Origin of the sequence: Gordonia soli NBRC 108243 (assembly GCF_000334455.1) — a bacterium.
Lineage (GTDB): Bacteria > Actinomycetota > Actinomycetes > Mycobacteriales > Mycobacteriaceae > Gordonia > Gordonia soli.
Genome location: NZ_BANX01000028.1, coordinates 144,191 through 168,616 on the forward strand (window position 1 = coordinate 144,191; position 24,426 = coordinate 168,616).

At 68.8% G+C, this 24,426-nt stretch carries 25 protein-coding genes; 7 read left to right on the forward strand and 18 right to left on the reverse strand.

Going from position 1 to position 24,426, the window contains the following annotated elements:
• Positions 1 to 103: 103 nt before the first annotated feature.
• From guaA to GS4_RS18490, 3 genes are all read right to left on the reverse strand, one after another.
• Positions 104 to 1,693, reverse strand: a complete 1,590-nt coding sequence (gene guaA / locus GS4_RS18480) for a glutamine-hydrolyzing GMP synthase (protein ID WP_007623366.1) — start codon at positions 1,691 to 1,693, stop codon at positions 104 to 106.
• Between the two features lie 109 nt (positions 1,694 to 1,802).
• Positions 1,803 to 2,246: a hypothetical protein gene (locus tag GS4_RS18485; RefSeq protein WP_007623376.1), complete on the reverse strand. Its 444-nt coding sequence runs from the start codon at positions 2,244 to 2,246 to the stop codon at positions 1,803 to 1,805.
• Positions 2,247 to 2,394: 148 nt separating this feature from the next.
• Positions 2,395 to 3,075 carry an SDR family NAD(P)-dependent oxidoreductase gene (locus tag GS4_RS18490; protein ID WP_040511020.1) on the reverse strand — a complete coding sequence of 227 codons (681 nt, stop codon included), beginning with the start codon at positions 3,073 to 3,075 and terminating at the stop codon, positions 2,395 to 2,397.
• Between the two features lie 93 nt (positions 3,076 to 3,168).
• Between GS4_RS18490 and GS4_RS18495 the strand changes: the two genes are divergently transcribed.
• The 4 genes from GS4_RS18495 (at position 3,169) to GS4_RS18510 (ending at position 6,046) form a co-directional block, all read left to right on the forward strand.
• Positions 3,169 to 4,014, forward strand: a complete 846-nt coding sequence (locus GS4_RS18495) for a helix-turn-helix domain-containing protein (protein ID WP_007623379.1) — start codon at positions 3,169 to 3,171, stop codon at positions 4,012 to 4,014.
• 96 nt (positions 4,015 to 4,110) lie between these two features.
• Positions 4,111 to 4,737: a biotin transporter BioY gene (locus tag GS4_RS18500; protein ID WP_040511021.1), complete on the forward strand. Its 627-nt coding sequence runs from the start codon at positions 4,111 to 4,113 to the stop codon at positions 4,735 to 4,737.
• A gap of 18 nt (positions 4,738 to 4,755) precedes the next feature.
• A complete protein-coding gene (locus GS4_RS18505; RefSeq protein ID WP_007623382.1) occupies positions 4,756 to 5,430 on the forward strand; it encodes an energy-coupling factor ABC transporter ATP-binding protein in 675 nt (224 codons plus the stop codon).
• Positions 5,431 to 5,443: 13 nt separating this feature from the next.
• Positions 5,444 to 6,046 carry an energy-coupling factor transporter transmembrane component T family protein gene (locus tag GS4_RS18510; RefSeq protein WP_007623383.1) on the forward strand — a complete coding sequence of 201 codons (603 nt, stop codon included), beginning with the start codon at positions 5,444 to 5,446 and terminating at the stop codon, positions 6,044 to 6,046.
• Here GS4_RS18510 and GS4_RS18515 read toward each other — a convergent pair.
• From GS4_RS18515 to guaB, 3 genes are all read right to left on the reverse strand, one after another.
• The gene (locus GS4_RS18515; protein WP_007623384.1) at positions 6,012 to 7,772 is read right to left on the reverse strand and encodes a GMC family oxidoreductase; all 1,761 of its coding nucleotides are present in this window, start codon (positions 7,770 to 7,772) and stop codon (positions 6,012 to 6,014) included. The genes GS4_RS18510 and GS4_RS18515 overlap by 35 nt on opposite strands.
• Positions 7,773 to 7,952: 180 nt before the next feature.
• Positions 7,953 to 9,116, reverse strand: coding sequence for a GuaB3 family IMP dehydrogenase-related protein (locus GS4_RS18520; protein WP_040511062.1), 1,164 nt, complete (start codon positions 9,114 to 9,116; stop codon positions 7,953 to 7,955).
• A gap of 73 nt (positions 9,117 to 9,189) precedes the next feature.
• Positions 9,190 to 10,701 (reverse strand): IMP dehydrogenase, encoded by a 1,512-nt coding sequence (gene guaB, locus GS4_RS18525; protein WP_040511022.1) that lies wholly within the window; start codon positions 10,699 to 10,701, stop codon positions 9,190 to 9,192.
• A gap of 108 nt (positions 10,702 to 10,809) precedes the next feature.
• On the opposite strand from guaB, the gene GS4_RS18530 reads away from it, so the two are divergent.
• Entirely contained in the window at positions 10,810 to 11,199 is a 390-nt protein-coding gene (locus GS4_RS18530) for a DUF5319 domain-containing protein (protein WP_007623390.1), read from the forward strand.
• 138 nt (positions 11,200 to 11,337) lie between these two features.
• Here GS4_RS18530 and GS4_RS18535 read toward each other — a convergent pair whose 3' ends face one another.
• The 3 genes from GS4_RS18535 to GS4_RS18545 all read right to left on the reverse strand — a co-directional run bounded on the left by GS4_RS18535 (position 11,338) and on the right by GS4_RS18545 (position 13,941).
• Entirely contained in the window at positions 11,338 to 12,342 is a 1,005-nt protein-coding gene (locus tag GS4_RS18535; protein WP_007623391.1) for an anti-sigma-D factor RsdA, read from the reverse strand.
• Positions 12,326 to 12,913, reverse strand: a complete 588-nt coding sequence (gene shbA / locus GS4_RS18540; protein ID WP_040511024.1) for an RNA polymerase sigma factor ShbA — start codon at positions 12,911 to 12,913, stop codon at positions 12,326 to 12,328. The genes GS4_RS18535 and shbA overlap by 17 nt, the downstream gene beginning before the upstream one ends.
• 179 nt (positions 12,914 to 13,092) lie before the next feature.
• The gene (locus GS4_RS18545) at positions 13,093 to 13,941 is read right to left on the reverse strand and encodes a hypothetical protein (RefSeq protein WP_007623393.1); all 849 of its coding nucleotides are present in this window, start codon (positions 13,939 to 13,941) and stop codon (positions 13,093 to 13,095) included.
• Between the two features lie 566 nt (positions 13,942 to 14,507).
• Between GS4_RS18545 and GS4_RS18550 the strand changes: the two genes are divergently transcribed.
• A complete protein-coding gene (locus GS4_RS18550) occupies positions 14,508 to 14,804 on the forward strand; it encodes a WhiB family transcriptional regulator (RefSeq protein ID WP_007623394.1) in 297 nt (98 codons plus the stop codon).
• A 141-nt stretch (positions 14,805 to 14,945) separates the two neighbouring features.
• Here the strand turns inward: GS4_RS18550 and groL are convergent, their stop codons facing one another.
• From groL to GS4_RS18565, 3 genes are all read right to left on the reverse strand, one after another.
• Complete coding sequence (gene groL, locus GS4_RS18555) at positions 14,946 to 16,562, reverse strand: chaperonin GroEL (protein ID WP_007623395.1); 1,617 nt, start codon at positions 16,560 to 16,562, stop codon at positions 14,946 to 14,948.
• Between the two features lie 100 nt (positions 16,563 to 16,662).
• Positions 16,663 to 16,962, reverse strand: a complete 300-nt coding sequence (gene groES / locus GS4_RS18560; RefSeq protein WP_007623396.1) for a co-chaperone GroES — start codon at positions 16,960 to 16,962, stop codon at positions 16,663 to 16,665.
• Positions 16,963 to 17,125: 163 nt separating this feature from the next.
• A complete protein-coding gene (locus GS4_RS18565; protein WP_040511026.1) occupies positions 17,126 to 18,658 on the reverse strand; it encodes an MFS transporter in 1,533 nt (510 codons plus the stop codon).
• Between the two features lie 136 nt (positions 18,659 to 18,794).
• On the opposite strand from GS4_RS18565, the gene GS4_RS18570 reads away from it, so the two are divergent.
• Complete coding sequence (locus GS4_RS18570) at positions 18,795 to 19,271, forward strand: MarR family winged helix-turn-helix transcriptional regulator (protein WP_007623399.1); 477 nt, start codon at positions 18,795 to 18,797, stop codon at positions 19,269 to 19,271.
• On the opposite strand, the gene tsaD is transcribed toward GS4_RS18570, so the two are convergent.
• From tsaD to alr, 6 genes are read right to left on the reverse strand one after another with little or no spacing between them, the layout of a single operon-like run.
• The gene (gene tsaD / locus GS4_RS18575; RefSeq protein WP_007623400.1) at positions 19,262 to 20,308 is read right to left on the reverse strand and encodes a tRNA (adenosine(37)-N6)-threonylcarbamoyltransferase complex transferase subunit TsaD; all 1,047 of its coding nucleotides are present in this window, start codon (positions 20,306 to 20,308) and stop codon (positions 19,262 to 19,264) included. The two genes, GS4_RS18570 and tsaD, sit on opposite strands and share 10 nt — an antisense overlap.
• On the reverse strand, positions 20,305 to 20,826 hold the full coding sequence (gene rimI / locus GS4_RS18580) for a ribosomal protein S18-alanine N-acetyltransferase (RefSeq protein ID WP_007623402.1): 522 nt from the start codon (positions 20,824 to 20,826) through the stop codon (positions 20,305 to 20,307). The genes tsaD and rimI overlap by 4 nt, the downstream gene beginning before the upstream one ends.
• Positions 20,823 to 21,530 (reverse strand): tRNA (adenosine(37)-N6)-threonylcarbamoyltransferase complex dimerization subunit type 1 TsaB, encoded by a 708-nt coding sequence (gene tsaB / locus GS4_RS18585; protein ID WP_007623404.1) that lies wholly within the window; start codon positions 21,528 to 21,530, stop codon positions 20,823 to 20,825. Before tsaB ends, rimI begins: the two co-directional genes overlap by 4 nt.
• Positions 21,530 to 21,967 carry a tRNA (adenosine(37)-N6)-threonylcarbamoyltransferase complex ATPase subunit type 1 TsaE gene (gene tsaE / locus GS4_RS18590; protein WP_007623406.1) on the reverse strand — a complete coding sequence of 146 codons (438 nt, stop codon included), beginning with the start codon at positions 21,965 to 21,967 and terminating at the stop codon, positions 21,530 to 21,532. The genes tsaB and tsaE overlap by 1 nt, the downstream gene beginning before the upstream one ends.
• Positions 21,964 to 23,115, reverse strand: a complete 1,152-nt coding sequence (locus GS4_RS18595; protein ID WP_007623408.1) for an alpha/beta fold hydrolase — start codon at positions 23,113 to 23,115, stop codon at positions 21,964 to 21,966. The genes tsaE and GS4_RS18595 overlap by 4 nt, the downstream gene beginning before the upstream one ends.
• On the reverse strand, positions 23,108 to 24,241 hold the full coding sequence (gene alr / locus GS4_RS18600; protein WP_007623409.1) for an alanine racemase: 1,134 nt from the start codon (positions 24,239 to 24,241) through the stop codon (positions 23,108 to 23,110). Before alr ends, GS4_RS18595 begins: the two co-directional genes overlap by 8 nt.
• Positions 24,242 to 24,426: the final 185 nt, after the last annotated feature.

Consider the following 24,426-nt stretch of genomic DNA (forward strand, 5'->3'; position numbering starts at 1 on the left):
GGTGACTGCTCTGCGCCGCCGCGATTGAGGGCGCGGCGACGCGGGGCGGGTACGGCGGAGATCGGGATGGGCATCGTGGTCGCGGCGGATGCGACCACGATGCTCACTCCCATTCGATGGTGCCCGGTGGCTTGCTCGTGACGTCCAGGACCACCCGGTTGACGTCGGGGACCTCGTTGGTGATGCGCGTGGAGATGATCTCGAGCGTCTCGTAGGGCACCCGCGTCCAGTCCGCGGTCATCGCGTCTTCGCTGGACACCGGCCGGAGCACGATCGGGTGTCCGTAGGTGCGCCCGTCGCCCTGGACGCCGACACTGCGGACGTCGGCGAGCAACACCACCGGGCACTGCCAGATCTGGTTGTCCAGACCGGCGGCCGTGAGTTCCTCGCGGGCTATGAGATCGGCCTTGCGCAGCAATGCCAGACGGTCGGCGGTCACCTCGCCGACGATGCGGATCGCGAGTCCCGGGCCGGGGAACGGTTGCCGGCCGACGATCTCCTCCGGCAGGCCGAGTTCGCGGCCGACCGCACGGACCTCGTCCTTGAAGAGCAACCGAAGCGGCTCGACCAGGCTGAACTCGAGATCTTCGGGCAACCCACCGACGTTGTGGTGGCTCTTGATGTTCGCGGTCCCGCTGCCGCCGCCGGACTCGACGACGTCGGGGTAGAGAGTGCCCTGGACGAGGAAGTCGATCGACTCGCCGTCGGCGCTCTCGCCGGCCAGATCGCTGACCGCCCCCTCGAACGACCGGATGAACTCGCGACCGATGATCTTGCGCTTGGTCTCCGGGTCGCTGACCCCCGACAGCTCCTCGAGGAACGTGCCGGCGGCGTCGACGGTGACCAGCTTGGCACCCGTCGATCCGACGAAGTCGTGCTGGACCTGCTCACGCTCCCCTGCCCGCAGCAGCCCGTGGTCGACGAACACACAGGTCAGACGATCACCGATGGCACGCTGCACCAGCGCGGCGGCGACGGCAGAGTCGACGCCTCCGGACAGTCCGCAGATCGCCCGACCGTCGCCGATCTGGTCGGCGACGGCGTCGATGAGTGCGTCGGCGATGTTCGCCGGGGTCCAGGTGGCCTCGAGTCCGGCGATCTCGTAGAGGAATCGGGTGAGGACCTGCTGTCCGTGGGGCGTGTGCAGCACCTCGGGGTGGTACTGCACACCCGCCATCCGCTTCTCGAGGTTCTCGAAGGCAGCGACCGGCGCCCCCGGGGTGGACCCGGTCACCTGGAAGCCCTCGGGCGCGGCCTGCACGGCATCGTTGTGGCTCATCCACACCGGCTGCGTCTCGGTCAGGCCCTGGTGCAGGATGCCGTCACCGGTCCACGACAGCGTGGTGCGACCGAACTCCCGCCCACCGGTGTTGGCCACCTCGCCGCCGAGTGCCTGCGCCATCGCCTGGAATCCGTAGCAGATTCCGAAGACCGGGACGTCCAGCTCGAGCAGCGCCGGATCGAATGCGGGCGCATCGTCGGCGTACACCGACGACGGCCCACCCGACAGGATCACCGCCAGCGGATTCTTCGCGGTGAACTCCTCGATGGGCGCGTCATGCGCGATGACCTCGGAGTAGATCCGCGCCTCGCGTACCCGACGAGCGATCAGCTGCGCGTACTGCGCACCGAAGTCGATCACGAGCACCGGGCGGGGGCCCTCGATGTAGTCCTCTGCCGAAGAATCCGTCACCCACAGGAGTCTAGTGGCGTGCGCTCTGCCGGACTCACCCCATCAGGGTGGCGCCGGACTCACCCCATCAGGGTGGCGCCGGACTCACCCCATCAGGGTGGCGCCGGACTCACCCCATCAGGGTGAGGACCGCGATCTGGAACCCGCGGTCGCGCGCGACGAGTTGATAGCAGAAGTGCTCGCGCACGCTGCCACCGAATGTCCAGGTCACATCGGCCCAGACGGTCTCCGGTGCGACGCCGAGGAGCCGGATGTCCGGGATCGCCTCCTGCACCCCCTCGTACTGCTCCCAGTTGGACGCGAAGAACTCCTCGGTCTGCCGCGCATCGGACACCGCGATGGACTGACCGGGAAACAGGATCAGTGACGGGACCGCATAGAGCTGGGCCACGGCTGCCTCGTCCCGGGCGAGCAACGCACGGCCATAGATGTCGAAGAAGCCGGCGACGGCCCCGCGGAGGTCGTCGGTTGCGGCGCTGTCGGTGACTTTGTTCTCGGTGACTGCGTTCTCGGTGGTCCCGTTCTCGGTGGCGCTCCTGCCGGAGTCGGACATGGTCGGCCTCTCGTCGAAGGATCGATCGGATGTCGGCGACGGTAGGCGGTATCGCGGACGACCTATGTCCGCGATCGGCGCACCGTCGTCGCCTAATCCATAGCGCGGATCACGCGGATTCCGCGTGTCCGGCTACGAGATCGGACCGTCAGTAGTCGATCCGGCCGGTGCGGTCGTGGAACTCGCCGGTGGGCCCGTCCGGCCTGATAGTGGCCAGCGCGACGGTGGCGTCGGTTCCCTCGGTGACGGTCTGGTGTCCGCTGTGGCCGTTGAACTCCGTCGCGGTGTAGCCAGGATCGCTGGCGTTGACGCGAAAGCTCGGCAAGTTCTTGGCGTACTGGACGGTGAGCGCAATGACCGCGGCCTTCGAAGCGGCGTACGGGATCGACGGCACCGGATACTCGTCGCGCCCCTCGGTGGTCAGCCACCGCGGCCAGCCGACACCTGACGCCACGTTGACGATGACGGGCAGATCCGAGCGTCGCAGCTTCGGCAGCGCGGCCTGGGTCACCCGGACGATGCCGACGACGTTGGTGTCCAGCACCGATCCGATCGCCGACGCGTCCAAGTCGTCGACGCCGAAAGACGTCCCGAGGATGCCGGCATTGTTCACCAGCACGTCCAACTCGGGGATCTCATCGAGTGCGGCGTCGATGCTCGCCTGGGCGCCGACGTCGAGGCGGACGACGTGCGCGCCCAGGGCTCGGGCCTCCGCACCCGATTCGGTGTCGCGCATCCCCGCGTAGACGGTGTGTCCGGCCTCGATCAGCCGACGGACGGTTTCCAGCCCGAGACCTCGGTTGGCCCCGGTGATCAATGTTGTGGTCATGTCCCTACCCTGCGCCTCGATGCACGGGTCTCCCAGGCCTCGTCCGACGGTGGGACCGGCAGTACCTGTCTCGACGCCGTCAACCGGAGCAAGATGGACCGCGTGAGCGAGTTCGCCGATGTCTTGCGCGCCTGGCGGGACCGGGTGCGCCCCGCGGATGTCGGGCTGCCTGCCGGGACGGGACGTCGGACGCCAGGCCTCCGACGCGAGGAGCTGGCGATGCTCGCCGACGTCAGCGTCGACTACATCGTCCGGCTCGAGCAGGGACGGGCAACCAACCCGTCGCCGCAACTCCTCGGCGCGCTGGCGCGTGCCCTCCGACTCACCGACCTCGAGCGCGATCACCTGTTCCGGGTGGCCGGAGCGGCACCGCCGCGCCGCGACCTGGTCCCGCGGCACATCACGCCGGGTGTCCAGCGCATCGTCGACCGCCTCGGTGACGTGCCGCTGGCCGTCTTCACCGCCACCTTCGACATCCTGCTGTGGAACGACCTGTGGGCTGCGCTAACCGGTGACCCCGAACGGGTGCCGCCGGAGGAGCGAAATGTGGTGTGGCGGCACTTCATGTGCGGCCACGAAGGCATCGACTACACCACAGACCACGAGGAAGAGTTCGCGACCGACCTCGTCGCCGAACTCCGCGCCGCTACCGGACGCTATCCCGCCGACCCCGGTCTGTCCCAGCTGATCGCGCGGTTACGGCGCGAGTCTGCCGACTTCGACCGGCGGTGGACCACTGCCCAGGTGGCCGAGCACCGATCCAGCCGCAAGGCGGTGTCGACGCCGGTCGGCCCGATCACCGTCGACTGCGATGTGCTGACGGTCCCGGGCGGCGATCTGCGCATCGTGGTCTACACCGTCGTCCCCGACACGGAGGACGCCACCAAACTCGATCTGCTGCGCGTCACCGGACTGCAGCACCTGCTGCCGAATCCGTAGCGCGAACACGCGGATTCCGCGTGTTCGCGCTAGGAAAACGTGGGTCGTCGGCCCCCGCGACCCGACGGATCTGAGGCAACCCTCATAATTCACCTCATGTCCGAAGCTGCGCACGACGCGCACCGTCCGCCGCGGTGGTACGCCCTGTCGGTGTCCGACCTGGCCCAGGCCGCCGTCTTCGCCGCATTGATCGCTGCGCTCGGCCTGCCCGGCACCATCAACATCGGGACCACCGGCGTACCGATCACCTTCCAGAGCCTCGGTGTGATGCTGGCCGGTGCGGTACTGGGCCCCAAGAAGGGCACGGTGGCGGTCGGACTGTTCATGGTCCTGGCCATCGTCGGACTCCCGATCCTGTCCGGCGGCCGCTCCGGTCTGACCGCACTGGCCTCCCCGACCGCGGGGTACTTCGTCGGCTTCTTGCCCGGAGTGCTCGTGATCGGCCTGCTCACCGCGCTGATGATGCCCCGCTATCGCGTCATCCCCGGCATCGTGATCAACCTGCTCGGCGGAGTCGTGGTCGTCTACGCCTTCGGCGTGGTCGGCCTGCTGATCCGCACCGACGTCGCGCTGTGGGCGGCGATCACCTCGAACGGGACCTTTCTCATCGGCGACTTCATCAAGGCCGCGATCGCCGCGTTGGTCGCCGCACAGGTCCATCGCGCCTGGCCCGGACTCATTGCACCACTGCGGCGCCGCACCGATGCCAGTGCCGCAGCCTGACGATCGCCGGACTCGATCGTGATCGAGTTCAGCGGGATCGGCCACGCGTTCGACGGTCGCACCGTCCTCCGCGACGTATCTCTCACCCTCGGCGAGCGACGGATCGGGATCGTCGGGGCCAACGGCAGCGGGAAGTCGACGCTCGCGCGGATGATCAACGGACTCGTCGTACCCGACTCGGGCACCGTGACCGTCGACGGCCTCGACGTCGCCCGCAACAAGCGGGCCGTGCGGCGGAACGTCGGGTTCATCTTCTCCGACCCCGATCGTCAGATCATCATGCCGACGGTGCGTGAGGACATCGAACTGTCGCTCACCAGGATCGAATCCGACAAGGTCGCCCGCCGCGAACGCGCCCTCGCGGTACTCGAGCGATTCGGCCTCGGCGATCACGCCGACCATCCGGCGCAGCGACTCTCCGGCGGCCAGAAGCAACTGCTCGCACTCGCTTCCATCCTGGTCACCGAACCGAAGGTCATCGTCGCCGACGAACCGACCACCCTGCTCGACCTCCGCAACAGCCGGATGCTGCGTCAGGTGTTCGCCGGACTCGACGAGCAACTCGTGGTGCTCACCCACGACCTCGATCTCGTCGACGACTTCGACCGGGTGCTGGTCATGGAGGAGGGCCGGGTGGTGGTCGACGATGGTCCCGGTCCAGCCCTGGCCCGTTACCGGGAGATGATGTCGTGACGCGCCCCGAGTCATGACGGTACTCGCTGCCTACCAGCCGGGCCGCTCACCGCTGCACCGACTCCCACCCGGCGTCAAGCTGCTGGGTCTCGCTGTCGGCGTGCTGGTGGTCTCCCTTGCCGTGCGCGGTCTACCGACGCTCGGACTGGCCGCGGCCGGCGTCGTCGCGGTCTACGCGCTGGCCGGGATCGGACCGGTGACCGCTCTCCGCCAGTTGCGACCCCTGGTGTGGATCCTGTTGTTCGTGTTCGCCTTCCAGGTCGTCTTCACCGACTGGGTGCGTGCGGTCGTGGTGTGCGGAATCCTCGCGCTGTCGGTGTTGCTGGCCGCGGTGGTCTCTCTCACGACGCGGACCACCGACATGCTCGACACCATCAATCGCGCGATCTCACCGCTGGCCCGCCTCGGGGTGCGCACCGACCTCGTCGCCATCGCGCTGGCGTTGACGATCCGCGCGATCCCGCTGATGGTCGAGGTGACGCGTCAGGTCGACGAGGCGCGGCGGGCCCGCGGGTTGCGCCCAGGGGCCCGCATCCTCGTCGCCCCGATCGTGGTGGCGGCTCTGCGGACCGCCGACGGGTTCAGTGAGACGCTGATCGCACGCGGTCTGGACTGAACGGCAGCAGCGGCAGCAGAAGTGCGGCCGGTGCGTCCTTCGGCACCGCCGGCCGCCGGGGCTCCTGCGGGCGCACCCGCTCGTACGGCTCCCCCTGCGCGGGCCGCAGGTCGGCCTCGCCGCGGTTGGGCCACAAGGCCACCGCACGCTCGGCCTGCGCCGCGATCGACAGCGACGGGTTCACACCCAGGTTCGCCGAGATGGCCGCTCCGTCGGTGATGTGCAGGGTCGGATAGTTCCATACCCGATGGTACGGATCGATCACGCCGGTCTCCGCGGCATCCGAGATGGCGCATCCGCCCAGGTAGTGCGCCGTCATCGGGATGTTGAAGACGTCGCCCCAGGTGCCGCCGGCAAGCGCCTTGCCACCCAGTTTCGCCGCCGTCCGCTGGGTCGCCTCGTTACCCGCCGGGATCCAGGTCGGGTTCGGCTCGCCGTGGCCCTGCTTGCTGGTGACGAACCGGAACGGCCCGAACTTCTTCACGAAGGTGGTCAGCGAGTTGTTGCGGTTCTGCATGACCAGCAGGATCACCGTGCGCTCGGACCAGTTCCGAAGGTTGAGCAGGGCGAACAGCGACAGCGGGTCACGTGCGATCTGTGCGAGGACCGAACCGAGTCGACGATGTCGGGCAGCCCCGCTGGTGAGGTAGGTCTGCAGGACCGCGATCGCGTTGGAGCCCTTGCCGTACCGCACCGGCTCGATGTGGGTGTCGGAGTCGGGATGGAAGGACGAGGTGATGGCCACGCCCGCGGAGTAGTCGACCTCGGGGTCGATCGTCCGCCGCGAGGCGCCGAGGATCGATTCGGAGTTGGTGCGGGTGAGCTCACCCAGCGCGTCCGACAGCTTCGGGAGCGAACCGTCGCTCTTCGCCGTGTGCAGCAACTTCTGCGTGTTGAACGTGCCCGCCGCGACGATCACCTGCTCGGCCGTCAGCACGCGTGTACGTCTGCGGACCGGCCCCCATGACGCCGACCGTCGGGTGCGGACCTCCCATGTACCGTCGGCACGCTGGGTCAGCCCGTCGACCGTGGTGCGGTCGAGGATCTCGGCGCCATTGGCCTCGGCCAGTCCGAGATAGTTCTTGAGCAGCGTGTTCTTCGCACCCACGCGACATCCGGTCATGCACGAGCCGCATTCGGTGCAGGCTGTGCGCGCTGGACCGGCACCGCCGAAGTACGGGTCCGGCACGGTCTCGCCCGGTGCGCCCTGACCACCTGCCTCGGCACCGAAGAAGACGCCGACCGGGGTGGACACGACGGTGTCGGCGACACCCATCTCACTGGCGACCTCGCGCATGATGCGGTCGGCCGGTGTGGTGTGCGGGTAGGTGACCACCCCCAGCATCCGACGCGCCTGGTCGTAGTACGGGGAGAGTTCGTCCTCCCAGTCGGTGATGTGGTTCCACTGCGGATCGGTGAAGAACGGACGTGGGGGCTGGTACAGGGTGTTGGCGTAGTTGAGCGATCCGCCGCCGACACCCGCGCCGGCCATGATCATCACGTCCTTGAGCAGATGGAGACGCTGCACACCGAACAGGCCGAGCCGGGGAGCCCACAGCCACTTGTGCAGTCGCCAACTGGTTTTCGCGAACTGATCGTCGGCGAATCGCCGACCGGCCTCGATCACACCGACGCGGTACCCCTTCTCCACGAGGCGAAGGGCGCTGACGCTGCCGCCGAATCCGGAACCGATGATGAGCACGTCGAAATCATGGTGGGCTGCCATGACCGATCATACTAATGACCGTTGTCAAGCTCGGTGCCGGAACGGGTGCCCTAACTCGTCGACCGTGCACTCGGGAACGTCGACCGTGCGCTCCGGAACGTCGACCGTGCAATCACGCGGCACCGACAACGGGTGACCGCGCACGATCGACGGATCCGAGCGCACGATCGGCGGGGCGGTTCAGCCGCGGGCGACCAACTCGACCTTCTGGAACTCCTTGAGGTCGGAGTAGCCGGCCTTCGCCATCGACCGCCGCAGCGCACCGACGAGGTTGAGCTCGCCGTACGGATCGTCGGAGGGGCCGTTCAGGATGCGTTCCAGCGTCGGGCGGTCCTCATCTGTCGCCACCTGGAGGAGGGCGCCCCGCGGGGTGTCGGGGTGCGCGGCCGCCGACGGCCAGTACCACCCACGACCGGGCGCCGACGCCGCGGCGGCCAGCGGGGTGCCCAGGACGGCTGCATCGGCGCCACAGGCGATGGCGGTGGCCAGCGCCCCCGAACTGTGGATGTCGCCGTCCGCGATCACGTGCACGTAGCGTCCGCCGGTCTCGTCGAGATAGTCCCGGCGCGCGGCCGCCGCATCGGCGATGGCGGTGGCCATCGGGACACCGATGCCCAACACCTCGTTGGTGGTGGTGGCGCCGTGTGCGGAGCCGTACCCGACGATGACGCCGGCCGCCCCGGTGCGCATCAGATGCAGCGCGGTGCGGTGGTCGTGCACGCCGCCGGCGATCACCGGGATGTCCAGATCGGCGATGAAGGTCTTGAGGTTCAACGGCTCTCGTGCCGATGTGGTGTCGTCGGTGTCGGCGCGCGACACGTGCTCGGCGGAGATGATGGTGCCGTGCACGACGAGCAGCTCGATACCCGCCTCCAGCAGCGCCGGCGTCAGCTCGGGCGCGTGCTGCGGGCTCACCCGCACCGCGGTCGTCACACCGGCATCCCGCACGGTCCCGACCGCCTCGGCGAGCAGCGCGGTGTCCAGCGGCGCCGAATGCAGTTGCTGCAGAAGGCGGATGGCTGCCGTGGGGTCGGGATCACCGGTGGCGACCTCGATCAGCTCGGCGATCTTCGACTCGACGTCGCGGTGGCGGGCCCACAGACCCTCACCGTTGATGACCCCGAGGGCTCCCAGCTTGCCGAGTTCGATTGCGACGGAAGGCGAGACCAGCGCATCGGTGGGATGGCTCAGGATCGGCGCATCGAAGCGGTAGGCATCGATCTGCCACGCGGTGGAGACGTCCTTGGACGACCGTGTACGACGGGACGGGATGATGCTGATGTCGTCCAGTTCGAATGTGCGACGGGCGGTTCGGCCCATGCCGATGTCGACGATGTCACGCACCATTGCGCCTTTCTGCTACGCGAGGATCTCCGCGACGTCGGTGCAGGGTGCACCGACACACGTGTCGGAGGGGTCAGCGGGAATAGTAGTTGGGCGCCTCGGTGGTGAGGGTGATGTCGTGCGGGTGAGACTCCTTGAGTCCGGCCGCGGTGATCTGCACGAAACGCGCCTGCTGCAGCTCGGCGATGGTGGAGGCGCCGGTGTAGCCCATGGCCGCGCGCAGGCCACCACCGAGCTGGTGGATGACCTGGGCGAGCGGACCGCGGAACGGGACGCGTCCCTCGATGCCCTCGGGGACCAGCTTCTCCTCCTTGAGGACGTCGTCCTGGAAGTAGCGGTCCTTGGAGTACGACTTGCCCTGTCCGCGTCCCTGCATGGCACCGAGCGAGCCCATGCCGCGGTAGCTCTTGAACTGCTTGCCGTTCACGAGGATCAGCTCCCCCGGCGCCTCGGCGGTACCGGCCAGCAGCGAGCCGAGCATCGCGGTCGACGCGCCGGCGGCGAGCGCCTTGGCGATGTCACCGGAGTACTGCAGCCCACCGTCGGCGATGACGGGGACGTCGGCCTTCTGACACACGGCGACCGCTTCGAGGATCGCGGTGATCTGGGGCGCGCCGACCCCGGCCACGACGCGGGTGGTGCAGATGGAGCCGGGGCCGATGCCGACCTTGACGGCATCGACGCCCGCGTCGATCAGCGCCTGCGCGGCCTCGCGGGTGGCGACGTTGCCGCCTACCACCTGGACGCGCTCCCCGACCTCGGCCTTGAGCTTGGCGACCATGTCGAGCACGAGCCGATTGTGGGCGTGTGCGGTGTCGACGATGATCACGTCGGCGCCTGCGTCCGACAGCGCCATCGCGCGGTCCCATTGCGGATCGCCGGTGCCGACCGCGGCACCGACCAGCAGACGGCCGTCGGAGTCCTTGGTGGCCAGCGGGTGCTGCTCGGTCTTGACGAAGTCCTTGACGGTGATCAGACCGGTGAGCCGACCGTTGCCGTCGACGATCGGCAACTTCTCGATCTTGTTGCGACGCAGCAGGCCGAGCGCGGCCTCGGCGGAGACGCCCTCCTGGGCGGTGATCAGCGGTGCCTTGGTCATGACCTCGGACACCGGGCGGCTGAGGTCGACCTCGAAGCGCATGTCGCGGTTGGTGATGATGCCGACCAGCTCACCGGTGTCGTCGACCACGGGCAGGCCGGAGATGCGATACCGCGCACACATCGCGTCGACCTCGGCGATGGTGTTGGTCGGCGAGCACGTGACCGGGTCGGTGACCATGCCCGCCTCGGACCGCTTCACCGTCTCGACGGCCGACGCCTGTTCCTCGATCGACAGGTTGCGATGCAGCACGCCCATGCCGCCGGCGCGCGCCATCGCGATGGCCATCCGCGACTCGGTGACCGTGTCCATCGCCGAACTCACCAGCGGCACACGCAAGGTGATGTTCTTGGTCACCCGCGACGAGGTGTCCACTTCACTCGGGATGACGTCCGAGGCCGCGGGAAGCAGCAGGACGTCGTCGAAGGTCAGACCGAGCATGGCGACCTTGCCGGGATCATCTCCACCGGTTCGAACGTGCGACATCGCTCCATCGTATCGGCCCGCGGACCAGCACGAGTCCGGCCCCGCGGCATGGCGCACGCGGCGTGGTCGTGACCACACCCTCAGGTTCTCATCAGCTACGGTGGATATGTGCGTGACCACCTTCCACCCGGCCTCCCGCCCGACCCGTTCGCCGACGACCCGAGCGACCCCGCGTCGGCGTTGGATTCGGTCGAGCCCGGCGTCCCGTTGGACGAGAGCGAGCGCATGGCGGTCGAGGAAGACCTCGCCGACCTGGCCGTCTATGAGGCCCTCCTCTCCCACCGTGGCGTACGTGGACTCGTCGTGGTCTGCGACGACTGCCACGAGGACCACTACCACGACTGGGACATGCTGCGAGCCAATCTGCTGCAGTTGCTCATCGACGGCACCGTCCGGCCTCACGAGCCGGCCGTCGATCCCCGACCGGACGCCTACGTGACGTGGGACTACTGCCGCGGCTACGCCGACGCGCGTACCCACGCCGACGACGAGCGCTGAGACCCGACGACGAGCGCCTGAGGCGCCGGGACCACCCGCGCGACCGCGATCGGCATCCGTCCCCGGACAGAAGAGAAGGCCCCGACCTGATGGTCGGGGCCTTTCCCTATGTCATCACTCGATGGGTGTGGTCGCCCGTCAGTTGGCGCCGGGCACCGACGGCAGCTGCGTGGTCGGCACCGGGAACGAATCGATGTCGGCCGGACGACTCGGCAGCGTCGTGTTGGTGGTCGGGGTCGGGACCGTGGCGGTCGGGAACTCCGGCGGGATCGACGTGCCGGGGCCGGGTCCCTGGTCGTCGCCGGTCTGGGGCTGCGACGGGATGGTCACGGTCGTCGACGGTCCGCGGTCGCGCGTCTGCGAGCGCTGTCGTAGGTCGCGCGGCGGCGTGGTCGGTCCGGTCTGCTGCGGCGGCGTCAGCACACTCTGGCTCGTGGACGACGAGTCGGACGACTCCGACGACGAACCCGATGGCGACGTGGTGGCGCCCGCCCGCAGACGGTCGATCCACTCACTCATCCGGCTGCGGGTGTCGGCGTCGCGTACCGGACCCATGTTCTTCTGGGCGCGGTCGATGAGCTCGGCCGCCTCGTCGGACTTGCCGGCCGCCATCAGCGCCTCGGCCCGTTCCAGATTGGACTGGACGTCGACTGCGGCCTGCGTCTCGGACGCCGCCTCGGCGAACACCACCTTCTTGACGCCCCACAGGGGGTCACCGGGCTGCGAGCCCTCGGCCAGGACGGTGAGTCCGGCGCCGGCGATGACGACGACGGCGGCGGCCCCCGACGCGAGTCGGAGGTGACGTGCGACCTTGCGGCCGGTGCTCACGCGCTCCGATGCGGCGATCGCCCGCTCGACCTCGTCGACGGTCGGCAATTCGGGGGCCGGCTCGGCCAGGGACTCGTGTCGCCAGCCCGAGAGAAGGGCGGCGAGTTGGTACTCGGCGTCGTCACGCGTGTGGACGGGGACGTCTCGCGACAGGGAGTCGATGAACTGGTCGTCGGTGTGGACCGCCGCCATGTCGAACGGCTCGGACTCGTCCTCGGTGCGCCAGTTGGCGCCGTCCCGGTGACGGCCGAGGTCCCGCGACGCATCGCGCCCGGGCGTGGAACGTCGCCCACGCCAGTCATGCTCGTCGCTCATCGACCTCTCCTGCCTTTCGCAGCTCATCCTTCAGCTTCGCGAGCGCCCGGTGCTGGGCCACGCGAACCGCACCCGGAGTGCTGCCGACCGCGTCAGCGGTCTCCTCGGCCGACAGGCCGACCACCAGCCGCAGCACGAGTACCTCGCGCTGCTTCTCCGGGAGGATGGTGAGTAGGTCTCGCATGCGGCGACTTCCGTCGGCATCGAGGGCCATCTGTTCGGGCCCGCCGACGAAGCTCGTCACCTCCGGTACGGAGTCGACCGGATCGGATTTCACCCGTCCGGCAACCCGCATCGCATCGGCGACCTTGTGGGCCGCGATGCCGTAGACGAAGGCCATGAACGGCTTACCCTGGTCTTGATACCGAGGTAATGCCGTCATCACCGCCATCAACGCCTCCTGCGCGATATCGTCGGCGGAGAACAGATGGCGTTCTCCGACTCCTATTCGCCCTCGGCAGTAGCGCAGGATGGGCTCCTGGACACTTTCGAGAACTGACGTGAGCGCCGCGCGATCGCCGGACCGTGCAACACGGACGGCGTCGTCCAACTCACCACCTGTCAGTTTCATCGTGCGTTGAGATCCCCGTGTTACACGTTGCGTCGACTGATACCGGTCATGGTGGAGCACGTCGAGGGTGAATCCCTGGCGCACAACCCCTGAACACCTTAGCGATCGTGCTGGTGCTCGTGCCGCCGCACCGCGCGATCGTGACCGGACCGGTTGCGACCTCGGCGTACGCCGGTCACTCACCCGAGAGCGGCCGCGAACGGCATGCCGCGCGCCCGCAGGTCCGAACGTGCCGCTGCCAACTCGAGCGCCGAGGCTGCGGAGTCGGTCACGCCGGTGAGCAACGCGAGCGCGGCCCACCGCAGTGGCAGCAGACCGGTGCGATCGGCACGATCGGCGACCCCGGCTGCTCGGCCGGCCGCCTCCTCCACCCGACCGGCGCTCGCCGCGACCGCCCCGGCGATCAGCTCTGTCTTGACCCGATGCCGCTCGGTGACCGCGTCCGACCCGGCGGCGACGAGAGCGCGCTCGACGTGCTCGGCGGCCATGATCGGATCCGACCGGTAGAGCGCCAACTCTGCGGAGACCCACTCCCATCGCAGGTGACCCCGGCCGTCGGTGACCCAGTCACCGCGTTCGTCACCGGCAGGGTGACTCCCGGGCCCCAGCAGGTCCGACACGAGCAGCGGCCGGGCGCGACCCAGCAGACGCGCCGCCGTCGCGAAGCGTCCGAGGCCGAGATTGTCGGCGGCGAGACCGACCAGGGCGTCGACCGTCGCGGCACGCCCCCATGGGCGGATCGGGCCGGCGGCGAGACCGACCATCCCCAGCGCCCGACCGTCGAGCACCAGGGCGCGATCGTGTCGGCCCGCCTGTCGGTACAGCGACGCGGCAGTACTGCAGGACAAGGAACGGAACTCCGGGTCGTCGGCGACCCGCGCAGCACGGTCGAGTTCCACGAGGTCGGCCAGAGCAGCCGCGACGAATCCGGCTCCGCCACGTTCGACCGCCCGGGACCACAGCTGCGCACGTGACCCCCTACCGATGGGCACGCGCAGTTCGGTCGTGTGTGCGCCTGCCGGAACCATGCGACCCTCATTCCCGACCGCGCCGCGCGATCATCACCGTCGAGCCTGTCACCAGCGACGACGTGGCGTGCGTCACCACCGACCCATGCAGTTTGCGTGAATTTAACGAACGGCCACAAACGTTAATTCGGCGCGTAAGTCACGTCGGCATTAGCTTTGGATTTCGGCAATGTTACCGCGCAGTCGGATCGCAAAATCCTGATACGCCGCGAGAATCAGTCGTTCGACCTTCCCGCTCGGGTTTCGAAGACCCCATCACCGCACGTCAGAGTATGCGGGATTAACTAACCGACATCCCCTTCGATGCCCTGGTCAGAGGTGTGGTAGCAGCCTCCCGCGACACAACACAGCGTTAACATCAAAGGAATTCTTCACCGCGTTACGGGCCGAATAGGGCCTATTGACGCTCATTCTCGCGGCTGCTTACTGTGTGTTTGCGCGGCTCGACCGACAACCGGAAGAGCCCGACCGGTGACCATCTCCATCCACGAAGATCAGTCATCAGTTCCCGCCGCGCGGGAGCGTCGACCCGCCCCGGCGGGACCGAACGACAAGGAGCAGCCGTCATGCCTCAGCCGTACTCACTTCCGGGACCGAACGCGGACATCTGGGATTGGCAGATGAAGGGCGTCTGCCGAGGCGTCGAGTCCTCGATGTTCTTCCACCCCGACGGCGAGCGCGGCCGGGCCCGTGCGCAGCGTGAGCGCCGTGCCAAGGAGTTGTGCCACCAGTGCCCGGTCATCGCCCAGTGCCGCGAGCACGCACTGGCGGTCGCCGAGCCCTACGGCATCTGGGGCGGACTCTCGGAATCCGAACGCAGCATGCTGATGAAGCGCGGCGTCGGCCGGCGGATGGCCAGCTGAGCGCCGACGCGTGACGTGGTGACCGCGCGGCCACCGTCCATACCTGTGAGAAACGACGACCGGGGGCCCTCCGATGTGGAGAACCCCCGGTCGTCGTCTGCTGTGCGGCGCCTGGCGCCACCCGTCTCGGGCGGCTACGCGTCAGTGCGCGTGGCCGTGTCCCGCGTGGGCATCGGCAGCCTCTTCGGGCTGGTCGATGACGGCCGACTCGGTGGTCAGGACCATCCGCGCGACCGACGCAGCGTTCACGACGGCGGAGCGGGTGACCTTCACCGGGTCGATGATGCCGTCCGCCAGCAGGTCACCGTAGGTGAGCGTCGCCGCGTTGAGGCCGTGTCCGCGCTCGGCGTCGGCGACCTTGGCCGCCACGACCGCACCGTCGAGGCCCGCATTGGCGGCGATCCAGAACAGCGGCGCGCGCAGCGCGTCACGGACGACCCGCACACCGAGTGCCTCGTCGCCGTCGACCTGCTCCGCGAGTGCGTCCAGGACACTCGCGGCCTGCACGATCGCCGAGCCACCACCGGGGATGATCCCCTCCTCGACCGCTGCCTTGGCCGCGGCGACAGCGTCCTCGACGCGGTGCTTGCGCTCCTTGAGCGCGGTCTCGGTGGCCGCACCGACACGGACCACCGCGACGCCTCCGGCCAGCTTGGCGAGCCGCTCGGCGAGCTTCTCACGATCCCAGTCGGAATCGCTCTGCTCGATCTCGCGACGCAACTGCTCCGACCGCTTGGCGATGTCGTCGCTGGTCCCCGCACCCTCCACCAGGGTGGTGGTGTCCTTGGTGACGACGACACGACGGACCGTGCCGAGCTGCGAGAGCTCGGTGGTCTCCAGGCTGAGGCCGATGTCGCTGTTGATGACCGTGCCGCCGGTGACCACCGCGAGGTCGTCGAGGAACGCCTTGCGCCGGTCGCCGAAGAACGGCGCCTTGACCGCGACGGCCTTGATCGTCTTGCGGATGCTGTTCACCACGAGGGTCGACAGCGGCTCGCCCTCGACGTCCTCGGCGATGATCAGCAGCGACTTGCCCTCGCCGGCGACCTTCTCCAGCAACGGCAGGAAGTCGGGCAGCGAGCTGATCTTGTCGCGGAAGAGCAGCACGTAGGCGTCGGTGAGGACGGCCTCCTGGCTGTCGGCATCAGTGACGAAGTACGGCGACAGGAAGCCCTTGTCGAACTGGACTCCCTCGGTGACGTCCAGCGAGGTCTCCAGTCCGGAGCCCTCCTCGACCGTCACCACACCGTCGGCGCCGACCCGGGTCATCGCCTGGCCGACCAGTGCACCGATCTCCTCGTCACGGGACGAGACGGTCGCGACGTCGGCGATGGACTTCTCGCCCTCCACCGGGGTGGCGACACGGAGCAACTCCTCGCCGATGGCGTCGGCCGCCTTGCTGATGCCGATGCCGAGCACGAGCGGGTTCGCGCCGGCGGCGACGTTGCGCAGACCTGCGCGGACGATCGCCTGGGCCAGCACGGTAGCGGTGGTGGTGCCGTCGCCGGCGACGTCGTTGGTCTTGGTCGCCACGGACTTCACCAATTGGGCCCCGAGGTTCTCAAAGGGATCCTCGAGGTCGATGTCGCGGGCGATGGTGACGCCGTCGTTGGTGACCGACGGTCCGCCGAAGGACTTGGCCAGCACCACATGTCGGCCGCGCGGCCCGAGGGTCACCTTGACGGCGTCGGCCAGCTTGTCGATCCCGCGCTCGAGCGCGCGGCGGGCGTGATCGTCGAATTCGATCTTCTTGGGCATGACTCTCTTTTCAGACTCGATGGACGCCTGGCGTGAAGACATCCGCCCCGGTGCCCTGGATCAGGGCACCGGGGCGGAGGACACGCACGTTCGGCGGGTCCTACTTGCTGATGACGGCCAGCACGTCGCGCGCCGACAGGATCAGGTACTCCTCGCCGGAGTACTTGATCTCGGTGCCGCCGTACTTGCTGTAGATGACGGTGTCACCTTCCTTGACGTCGACCGGGATCCGGTTGCCCTGCTCGGTGACCCGACCCTCGCCGACGGCGATGACGGTGCCTTCCTGCGGCTTCTCCTTGGCGGTGTCCGGGATGACCAGACCCGACGCGGTGGTCGTCTCTGCTTCCACGGCCTGCACCAGGATCTTGTCCTCAAGCGGCTTGATGTTCACGCTCGCCACGATGTGAGTCCTCAACTTTCGTACTGAGTGAGTTAGAACGGGAGTTCTTCACGCTTATGGCTCTGGACGAGACCTCGTCGTCGCGGGTGCCGAGATCTCACACAGTGCCGACTAGCACTCTATACATGCGAGTGCCAGCACTCAAGGGTGGCGTGTGCGAGAGTCACCCGGCCAGCTCGACCGAGTCGGCATGGCGGCGGCGCGAGGCGGCGATGACGGCGATCGCGCCGACGAGACCGACCACCGACAGACCGCTGACCACATAGATCGCAGTGGTCATGCCGCCGAGCAGTTCACCCGGCCGATTCGGCTCCGACGAACTCGAGAGCACCGCCGTCACCACGGCCATCATGACCGCGCCGCCGACCTGGACGCTGGTGTTGACCAGGCCCGACGCCAGCCCCTGCTCGGAGTCGGAGACCCCGGCGGTGCCCTGTGAGGTCACCGCGGGGAAGGTCACGGCGAATCCGAGACCGAGCAGCAGGATGGTCGGCAGCAGGAAGCTGGCGTATCCCATCCCCGGCTGCACCCGCGAGAACAGCAGGTAGCCGAACAGGAATGCCGCGAAACCGATGACCAGCAGGGCCTGCGTCGGCACACGATCCAGGACGCGGTCCATGCGCAGTGCGCTGCCGGCGACGATCAGTCCGGCGGGCAGGAAGGCCAGCGCCATCGACAGCGGCGACCAACCGAGCGAATCCTGCAGATAGAGGGTGACGACGAACTGGAACGCCACATAGCCACCGAACATCAGGGCCGCCGAGACGTTCGCGTGCACCAGGCTCACCGATCGCAGCAGTCCGAGTCGGACCAGCGGGTGCCGGTGGCGTCGCTCGGTGATCACGAACGCGACCGCCAGCACGGCTGCGGCGACCAACGCGCCGACGGTGACCGGGTCAGTCCATCCGATGTCGGGGGCCCGGACGACTCCGAAGACGAGGACCAGGAGCGCCCCGGTACTGGTGACGGCGCCGACCAGGTCGAAATGCGCCCACCGGAATCCGGCGGTGACCGTGCGCGGGATGACGATCGCACCGGCCGCGAGCAGCGCGAGGGCCAGGGGGCCGGGGAAGATCAGGGTTGCGCGCCACGACAGTTCGGTGAGTAGCCCACCGAAGACCAGACCGAGCGAGAAGCCGCTGGCACCGCAGACGGTGTAGATGCTCAGCGCACGGTTGCGCGCAGGCCCCTCGGCGAATGTGGTGGTGATGATCGACAGTCCCGCCGGCACCGTGAACGCTGCGGCGACGCCCTTGACGAAGCGCAAGGCGATGATCACCGACTCTATGTCGACGACCGCGCTGACCACCGACGCGACCCCGAACACCGCGAGTGCTGCCAGGAAGACGCGGCGTCGACCGAACAGGTCACTCGCCCGACCGCCCAGCAGGAGCAGACCGCCGTAGCCGAGCACGTACCCGCTCACCATCCACTGCAGTTGGGACTGGCCCAACCCCAGGTCGGCACCGATGGACGGCAACGCCACCCCGACCATCGAGACGTCCAGTCCGTCGAGGAACAACGCGCCGGCCAGGACGACCAGCAGGATCCATGTGGCCTTGGACCAGTTCTTCGCGGAGGTGATGTGCCCCGGTCCCCCGCTGTCGGGCGGAGAGCTGCCGGGTGGAGATTGCGGCGCCCCCGTCGCCGCGTTCGTCGGTGAGCTCTCCGGACCGTGCTCCATGGAAATCGACATGCGGATCAATATATGCACACGCATTCAATGTGTCTACATCTTTTTCATGTGCATATGATGCGTCGTCATCTGGTAGACTCCGGCCATGACTCAGACAGTCGACGATGCGGTCGGCACAGGGTCGTCGGCAGCCGAGATGGGCAGCCCCGACTGCGACTCAGATCTGCCCATCGTCACGCGCGAGAGCACCGCCGAGGACGCGCTGGCCGCGGCCTGGCACGACCTCTCGGTCCGCTACCACCGGGTGTCGTGCGCGCTCGACCGAGAGCTGCAGAGCCGACATCAACTGACCTCGAGCGAGTTCGAGGTTCTCGAATTACTCTGTCGCGCAGACGATCACAAGAGTCGGATGAGCGCGCTGGCCGAGCACGTGCACCTCACGCAGAGCGCACTGTCACGCGTGGTCGCCGGACTCGAACGCGACGGTCTGGTGTCGCGCACGATGTGCACATCCGACCGACGATCGGTGTTCGCCGCGCTCACCCAGGCCGGCTCGGAGCGCTACGACCAGGCCCGGCCGACTCAACGCGCCGTACTCTCCGACAACGCCATCGGCTGTCAGGATCTGGTCCGGGACGCGCAAGCGGTGGCCGCCGCGAGGTCTCAGATCTGACTGATCTGAACCGACATCCCCGGATCCGACGCCACCGTCAACGGTGACGGCGACGCGCCCGCGGCGATCACGTGGGCACCCAGGCTCGCGATCATCGCGCCGTTGTCGGTGCACAGTCGGGGGCGCGGGATGCGCAGGGTCACGCCGGCCGCGGCGGCGCGTTCTCCTGCCAGCGATCGGATCCTCGAGTTCGCCGTCGCTCCCCCGCCCAGTACGAGGGTCTCGACGCCCAGATCGGTACAGGCCCGGATGGCCTTCAGCGTGAGGACGTCGGCGACAGCCTCCTGGAACGAGGCCGCGATGTCGGGAACGGACACGGTCGATCCCTCCCGCCGAGCCTTCTCGACATGACGTGCCACCGCGGTCTTGAGTCCGCTGAACGAGAAGTCGTAGCGCGCATCCCGTGGTCCGGTCATGCCCCGCGGGAAGGCGATCGCGGTCGGATCGCCGTCGGCCGCAGCCCGATCGAGAGCGGGACCGCCCGGGAACCCGAGGCCCAGCAGCCGCGCGACCTTGTCGAACGCCTCACCCGCGGCGTCGTCGACCGTCGTGCCGAGTTCGACGATCGGGTGGCCGAGGTCGGTGACGTGGAGCAGGTGGGTATGACCACCCGACACCAACAGGGCCACACACTCCGGCATCGGACCGTGCTCGAGCGTGTCGACCGCGACGTGTCCGCCGAGATGGTTGACGGCATAGAGCGGGACATCCCAGGCAAGCGCGTAGGCCTTGGCGGCCGCGACACCCACCAGTAGCGCACCGGCGAGTCCCGGGCCGATGGTGACCGCGACGGCATCCGGACGGTCGATACCCGCCGTTTCCCGAGCGCGCTGCATCGTCGGCACGATCGCCTCCAGATGCGCGCGCGAAGCGACCTCGGGGACGACCCCACCGAAGCGGGCGTGCTCGTCGACGCTCGACGCGACCTCGTCGGCGAGCAGTGTCAGCGAACCCGGCGAACCGTCCGGCTGCGGATCGAACTCCACGACACCGACACCTGTCTCGTCACACGAACTCTCGACACCCAACACGATCATCGCGTGCTCATCCCCGCTTTCTGACCCATCGCATCGTCACCGTCACGCGGGGGTCGGATCATCGTGTACGCGTCGGCACCCGACGGCTGGTAGTAGCCGCGGCGCACACCCGACCGGACGAATCCGTGACTCTCGTAGAGCGAGATCGCGGTGTCGTTGTCGGTGCGCACCTCGAGGTAGACCGGTGCGGTAATCGAATCCGCGACACCGAGCATCGCGGCCAGCAGTGCGCGACCCAACCCGCGACCCCGGTACGCGGGCGCCACCGCGATGGTGTGGATCTCGCACTCGTGACCGTCCCGCTCGTTGCCGAGCGTGGAGACACCCGCGTAACCGACCAGGTCGCCCCGTGGCCGGTCGCGCGCGGCGAAGTAGCGGTTGTACGGCGCGTTCAGTTCTGCGCGGAAGGCTGCTGCGGGCCACGGGGAATCCTCGGCGAACATCTCACGCTCGAGCGCGGCGCAGCGCGGGATGTCGGCCAGGGTCAAGGCGTCGACCACCGAGCCGGTGCCGGTCATCTCGGACCCCCGGCCGACGTGCGATCGGCCTGCTCGACGGCGTCCGGCCGCCGGAGGTACAGCGGGGTGAGCGGCCCCGGCGCGGCACCAGAACCGAGGCCGGACGCCGAACCATCGAGCGGCCGCTGCGATGCCACGATCAGTCCGGCCACCGTGGGGACGGTGGCGGCCCCGACCGGACGCCCGAACAGCGCGGCGTGATCAGGTGAGCCGCAGACGATGTCGATGTCCGTGTCGGTGAGCGACGAGACGAGCTCGGCCGGGGCGAGCACGCCCGGACCGTCGAGCCGGCGTCCGTCGCGGTAGCGGGCCCAGTAGACCTCGCGCCGCCGCGCGTCGGTGATCACGAGCACCGTCGGCGCGCCGCCGTGGGCGAATTCGTCGACCGCGATCGCATCCAGTGAGCACACCCCGTACACGGGGATTCCGACGGCGTCACCGAACGCAGCCGCCGTGGCCATCCCGACACGCAGACCGGTGAACGGGCCGGGTCCCGTACCGACCACCAGTGCGCCGAGATCGGCTCGGGCCGTGCCGGACTCCTCCAACACCTCGGCGATCGACGTGGTCAGCACCTCGGCATGCCGGCGGGCATCGGTGATCATCCGGGTGGCAAGTACATCGGGGCCGGTCGCCACGCCGTCCAGTTCGGCGACTCCGGCGATCACCGACGGGGTCGACGTGTCCAGGGCCAGAATCCGCATCAGCCGTCCACCCATTCCCACTCGGCACGCCGCTGCTCGGTGTCGTCGGCGCGGTACAGGCGAATCCGCAGGTGCCGGTCGGCCAACCGCTCGACCACCCCGCCCCCCCATTCCACGACGACTACGGAATCGGTGAGATCGGTGTCCAGGTCCAGCGCGTCGAGTTCGTCGAGGCCGCCCAGCCGGTAGGCGTCGACATGCACCATGCCGGGACGGTCGGCCGTGCCCGACGCGTGCTCGCGGGCGATGATGAAGGTCGGCGACGAGACCCGCCCGCGCACACCGAGTCCGGCCGCGATACCGCGCGCCATCGCGGTCTTGCCCGCGCCGAGCGGACCGTCGAGGACGACCAGGTCGCCGGCCGCCAGCCCGGCCGCGATCTCACGGCCGAGGTCCTCGGTGTCGGTGACCAGCGGGAGCAGTCGCGTCTCGGTCATCGCGAGCCTCGCTGCCACCACCGTCGACGGGGCTGCGGCCGCGCCGCACGCGCCCGCGACACCAGATCTGCGATGGCATCGGTGACGATGTCCGGCTGCTCCATCTGCACCATGTGGCCCGCGCCGTCGACCTTCACCAGCCGAGAGTCCGGACCGAGTTCGGAGAACATCCGGACCGAGTTCTCGAACGGCGTCAACCGATCCGCGGTCGCACCGACCACGACGGTCGGCACCTGCGCCAGGATCGGCAGCGCCAGCGACTCGTCATGCATCTCCAGGGCGTGCAGGAAGTTCACCAGGGTGTCCAGCGACGTCCCCTGGATCATCGACTCGACCGCACGCGCCGTCGTAGGGCTGAAGAAGTCACTGCCGAAACTCGCCGCCACCAGTACGGGTTCCAGTGCGCGCCGCGTGATCCCGCGTCCGGCCTGCACCAGCGCCGGTGCGCGTCGCACCGACAGCCGGAACACGTCGACCACCGGGTTACGCAGTCCCTCACCGAGACCGGTCTCGGTGATGCCCCGTGACGCGGTCGCGATCAACGCGACGCCGGCGACCTGACCGGCCGGCGAGAACAGCGCGGGGTGTCGGCGCGCCAGCGCCATGACGGCCATTCCGCCCATCGAATGCGACACCAGCACCACCGGACCCGACGGTGCGAGCGCGCGGAGCACCGCCGCGGTGTCGTCGGCGAGCTGGGTGATGGTGGCGGTGTCGTCGGGCGCGGGATCGCTGGCGCCGTGTCCGCGATGGTCGAAGAAGACCATGCGGATGTTGCGTCCCGCCCACAGTCGCGCGAGGGCGAACCGCTGGAAGTGCCAGCTCGCCATCCTCAGACTGAACCCGTGCACGAACACGACGGTGAATTCCGGCGTGGTGGATTCGTCACCGTCACCGAGGGTCACCGTGCGGGCCGCCAGCGAGACACCGTCGTCGGCGGTCACCGTCGACGACGCAGTCGGGCCCACGGTGAGATCGACCGGGGCTTCGTCGTAGATGGCAGCGAAGTCGACGCCGTCGTGGGGGTCGACGCGGTCGACGGTGCGGCGGCGGGTCACGTTACGGGCCACACCACCGGCGGCGACGGCCCCCAGGGCAGCGACTCCCGCCACCCCGGCCAGCCAGCCGATGCGGTCGGGGTTATCCACCCACACCACCGACGTACTGTCGCACCACTCGGCCGCCGACACCGGAGACGATCTCGTAGTCGATGGTGTCGACCGCTTCCGCCCAGTCTCGTGCGGTCGGGCCGCCCGCGGCACCGGTGCCGAACAGCTCGGCCCGATCGCCCTCGGCGACACCGCCACCGTCAGGGCCGAGGTCGACGACCAGCTGGTCCATGCAGACACGGCCGACGCCGTCGAAGAGGCGATCGTTGATCAGCACCTGCAGACGTCCGGACAGCGCGCGCGGGACTCCGTCGGCATAGCCGGCGGGCAGCACGGCGATGGTGGTGTCGACGGGAGCGGTCCAGGTGTGGTTGTAGGAGACGCCCTGACCCGCGGCGATTCGCTTCACCAGGGCCACCTCGGCGGTGAGGGTCATCGCGGGGATCAACCCGAAGTCCCCGATGGCCGGGACCGGCGTCCGGCCGTAGAGCGCGATGCCGGGGCGGACCAGATCACGTGCGAGATCCGGTCGGGTCAGCACCGCAGGCGAATTGGCGAGGTGGATGAGTGGGGTCGCGACCCCGAGTCGGGTCAGCAGCGCCGCCGCGGCATCGGTGCGCTCGGCCTGCGCGGAGTTGAGCGGATGATCGGGTTCGTCACCGCGCGCCAGATGGCTCATCACGGCGCGCACCCGGATACTGCCCTCGGCGTCGGCCTTGGCCAGCGAGACCGCGACGTCGTCCCAGGTCTCCTCGCCGATCCCGCTGCGATTGAGGCCGGAGTCGATCTTCGCGGTCACCGTCGCGGGGGAACCCATCACCCGGGCGGCGGCGATCACGGCATCCAGTTGACGCTGCGACGACACGGCAATGTCGATGCCGGCCGCGATGGCCGCCGCGAAGTCGGAGCCGGTGGTGTGCAGCCACGACGTGACATGCGCATCGACGCCTGCCGCGCGCAGCGCGAGCGCTTCGCTGATGTGGGCGACGCCGAGTTCGGTCGCACCGGCGGCGATCACCGTCCTGGCCACGGGTACGGCACCGTGCCCGTACGCATCCGCCTTGACCACGGCCAGGATGTCGGTGCCCGACGCAGCACGCAACACACCGACGTTGTGCGCGATGGCATCGAGGTCGATGGTGGCGGTCAGGGCTGGCGAACTCATCGGGGCCATTGTCCCAGATGGGGGGAGATCTCCCACATCACACCGATCATGGGCCGCCCGGCGGCGTCGACCACCCCCGGCTCGCGCTCCCGTCCGACGCTCACGGGTGTGCCGCCCGGAGACCGGCGACGGTGTCGTGCACGGCTGCGGCCAGCGCCGACGCCCCGATGGGTGCGCCGGCGGCG

What these genes read in the sequence shown, in the direction of transcription:
- GS4_RS18485 (WP_007623376.1), bottom strand. Translation starts at nt 2,246, where the DNA reads ATGTCCGACTCCGGCAGGAGCGCCACCGAGAACGGGACCACCGAGAAC.
- GS4_RS18490 (WP_040511020.1), bottom strand. Translation starts at nt 3,075, where the DNA reads ATGACCACAACATTGATCACCGGGGCCAACCGAGGTCTCGGGCTGGAA.
- GS4_RS18495 (WP_007623379.1), top strand. Translation starts at nt 3,169, where the DNA reads ATGGACCGCGTGAGCGAGTTCGCCGATGTCTTGCGCGCCTGGCGGGAC.
- GS4_RS18500 (WP_040511021.1), top strand. Translation starts at nt 4,111, where the DNA reads ATGTCCGAAGCTGCGCACGACGCGCACCGTCCGCCGCGGTGGTACGCC.
- GS4_RS18510 (WP_007623383.1), top strand. Translation starts at nt 5,444, where the DNA reads ATGACGGTACTCGCTGCCTACCAGCCGGGCCGCTCACCGCTGCACCGA.
- GS4_RS18515 (WP_007623384.1), bottom strand. Translation starts at nt 7,772, where the DNA reads ATGGCAGCCCACCATGATTTCGACGTGCTCATCATCGGTTCCGGATTC.
- guaB (WP_040511022.1), bottom strand. Translation starts at nt 10,701, where the DNA reads ATGTCGCACGTTCGAACCGGTGGAGATGATCCCGGCAAGGTCGCCATG.
- GS4_RS18535 (WP_007623391.1), bottom strand. Translation starts at nt 12,342, where the DNA reads ATGAGCGACGAGCATGACTGGCGTGGGCGACGTTCCACGCCCGGGCGC.
- shbA (WP_040511024.1), bottom strand. Translation starts at nt 12,913, where the DNA reads ATGAAACTGACAGGTGGTGAGTTGGACGACGCCGTCCGTGTTGCACGG.
- GS4_RS18545 (WP_007623393.1), bottom strand. Translation starts at nt 13,941, where the DNA reads ATGGTTCCGGCAGGCGCACACACGACCGAACTGCGCGTGCCCATCGGT.
- GS4_RS18550 (WP_007623394.1), top strand. Translation starts at nt 14,508, where the DNA reads ATGCCTCAGCCGTACTCACTTCCGGGACCGAACGCGGACATCTGGGAT.
- groL (WP_007623395.1), bottom strand. Translation starts at nt 16,562, where the DNA reads ATGCCCAAGAAGATCGAATTCGACGATCACGCCCGCCGCGCGCTCGAG.
- GS4_RS18565 (WP_040511026.1), bottom strand. Translation starts at nt 18,658, where the DNA reads ATGTCGATTTCCATGGAGCACGGTCCGGAGAGCTCACCGACGAACGCG.
- GS4_RS18570 (WP_007623399.1), top strand. Translation starts at nt 18,795, where the DNA reads ATGGGCAGCCCCGACTGCGACTCAGATCTGCCCATCGTCACGCGCGAG.
- tsaD (WP_007623400.1), bottom strand. Translation starts at nt 20,308, where the DNA reads ATGATCGTGTTGGGTGTCGAGAGTTCGTGTGACGAGACAGGTGTCGGT.
- rimI (WP_007623402.1), bottom strand. Translation starts at nt 20,826, where the DNA reads ATGACCGGCACCGGCTCGGTGGTCGACGCCTTGACCCTGGCCGACATC.
- tsaB (WP_007623404.1), bottom strand. Translation starts at nt 21,530, where the DNA reads ATGCGGATTCTGGCCCTGGACACGTCGACCCCGTCGGTGATCGCCGGA.
- tsaE (WP_007623406.1), bottom strand. Translation starts at nt 21,967, where the DNA reads ATGACCGAGACGCGACTGCTCCCGCTGGTCACCGACACCGAGGACCTC.
- alr (WP_007623409.1), bottom strand. Translation starts at nt 24,241, where the DNA reads ATGAGTTCGCCAGCCCTGACCGCCACCATCGACCTCGATGCCATCGCG.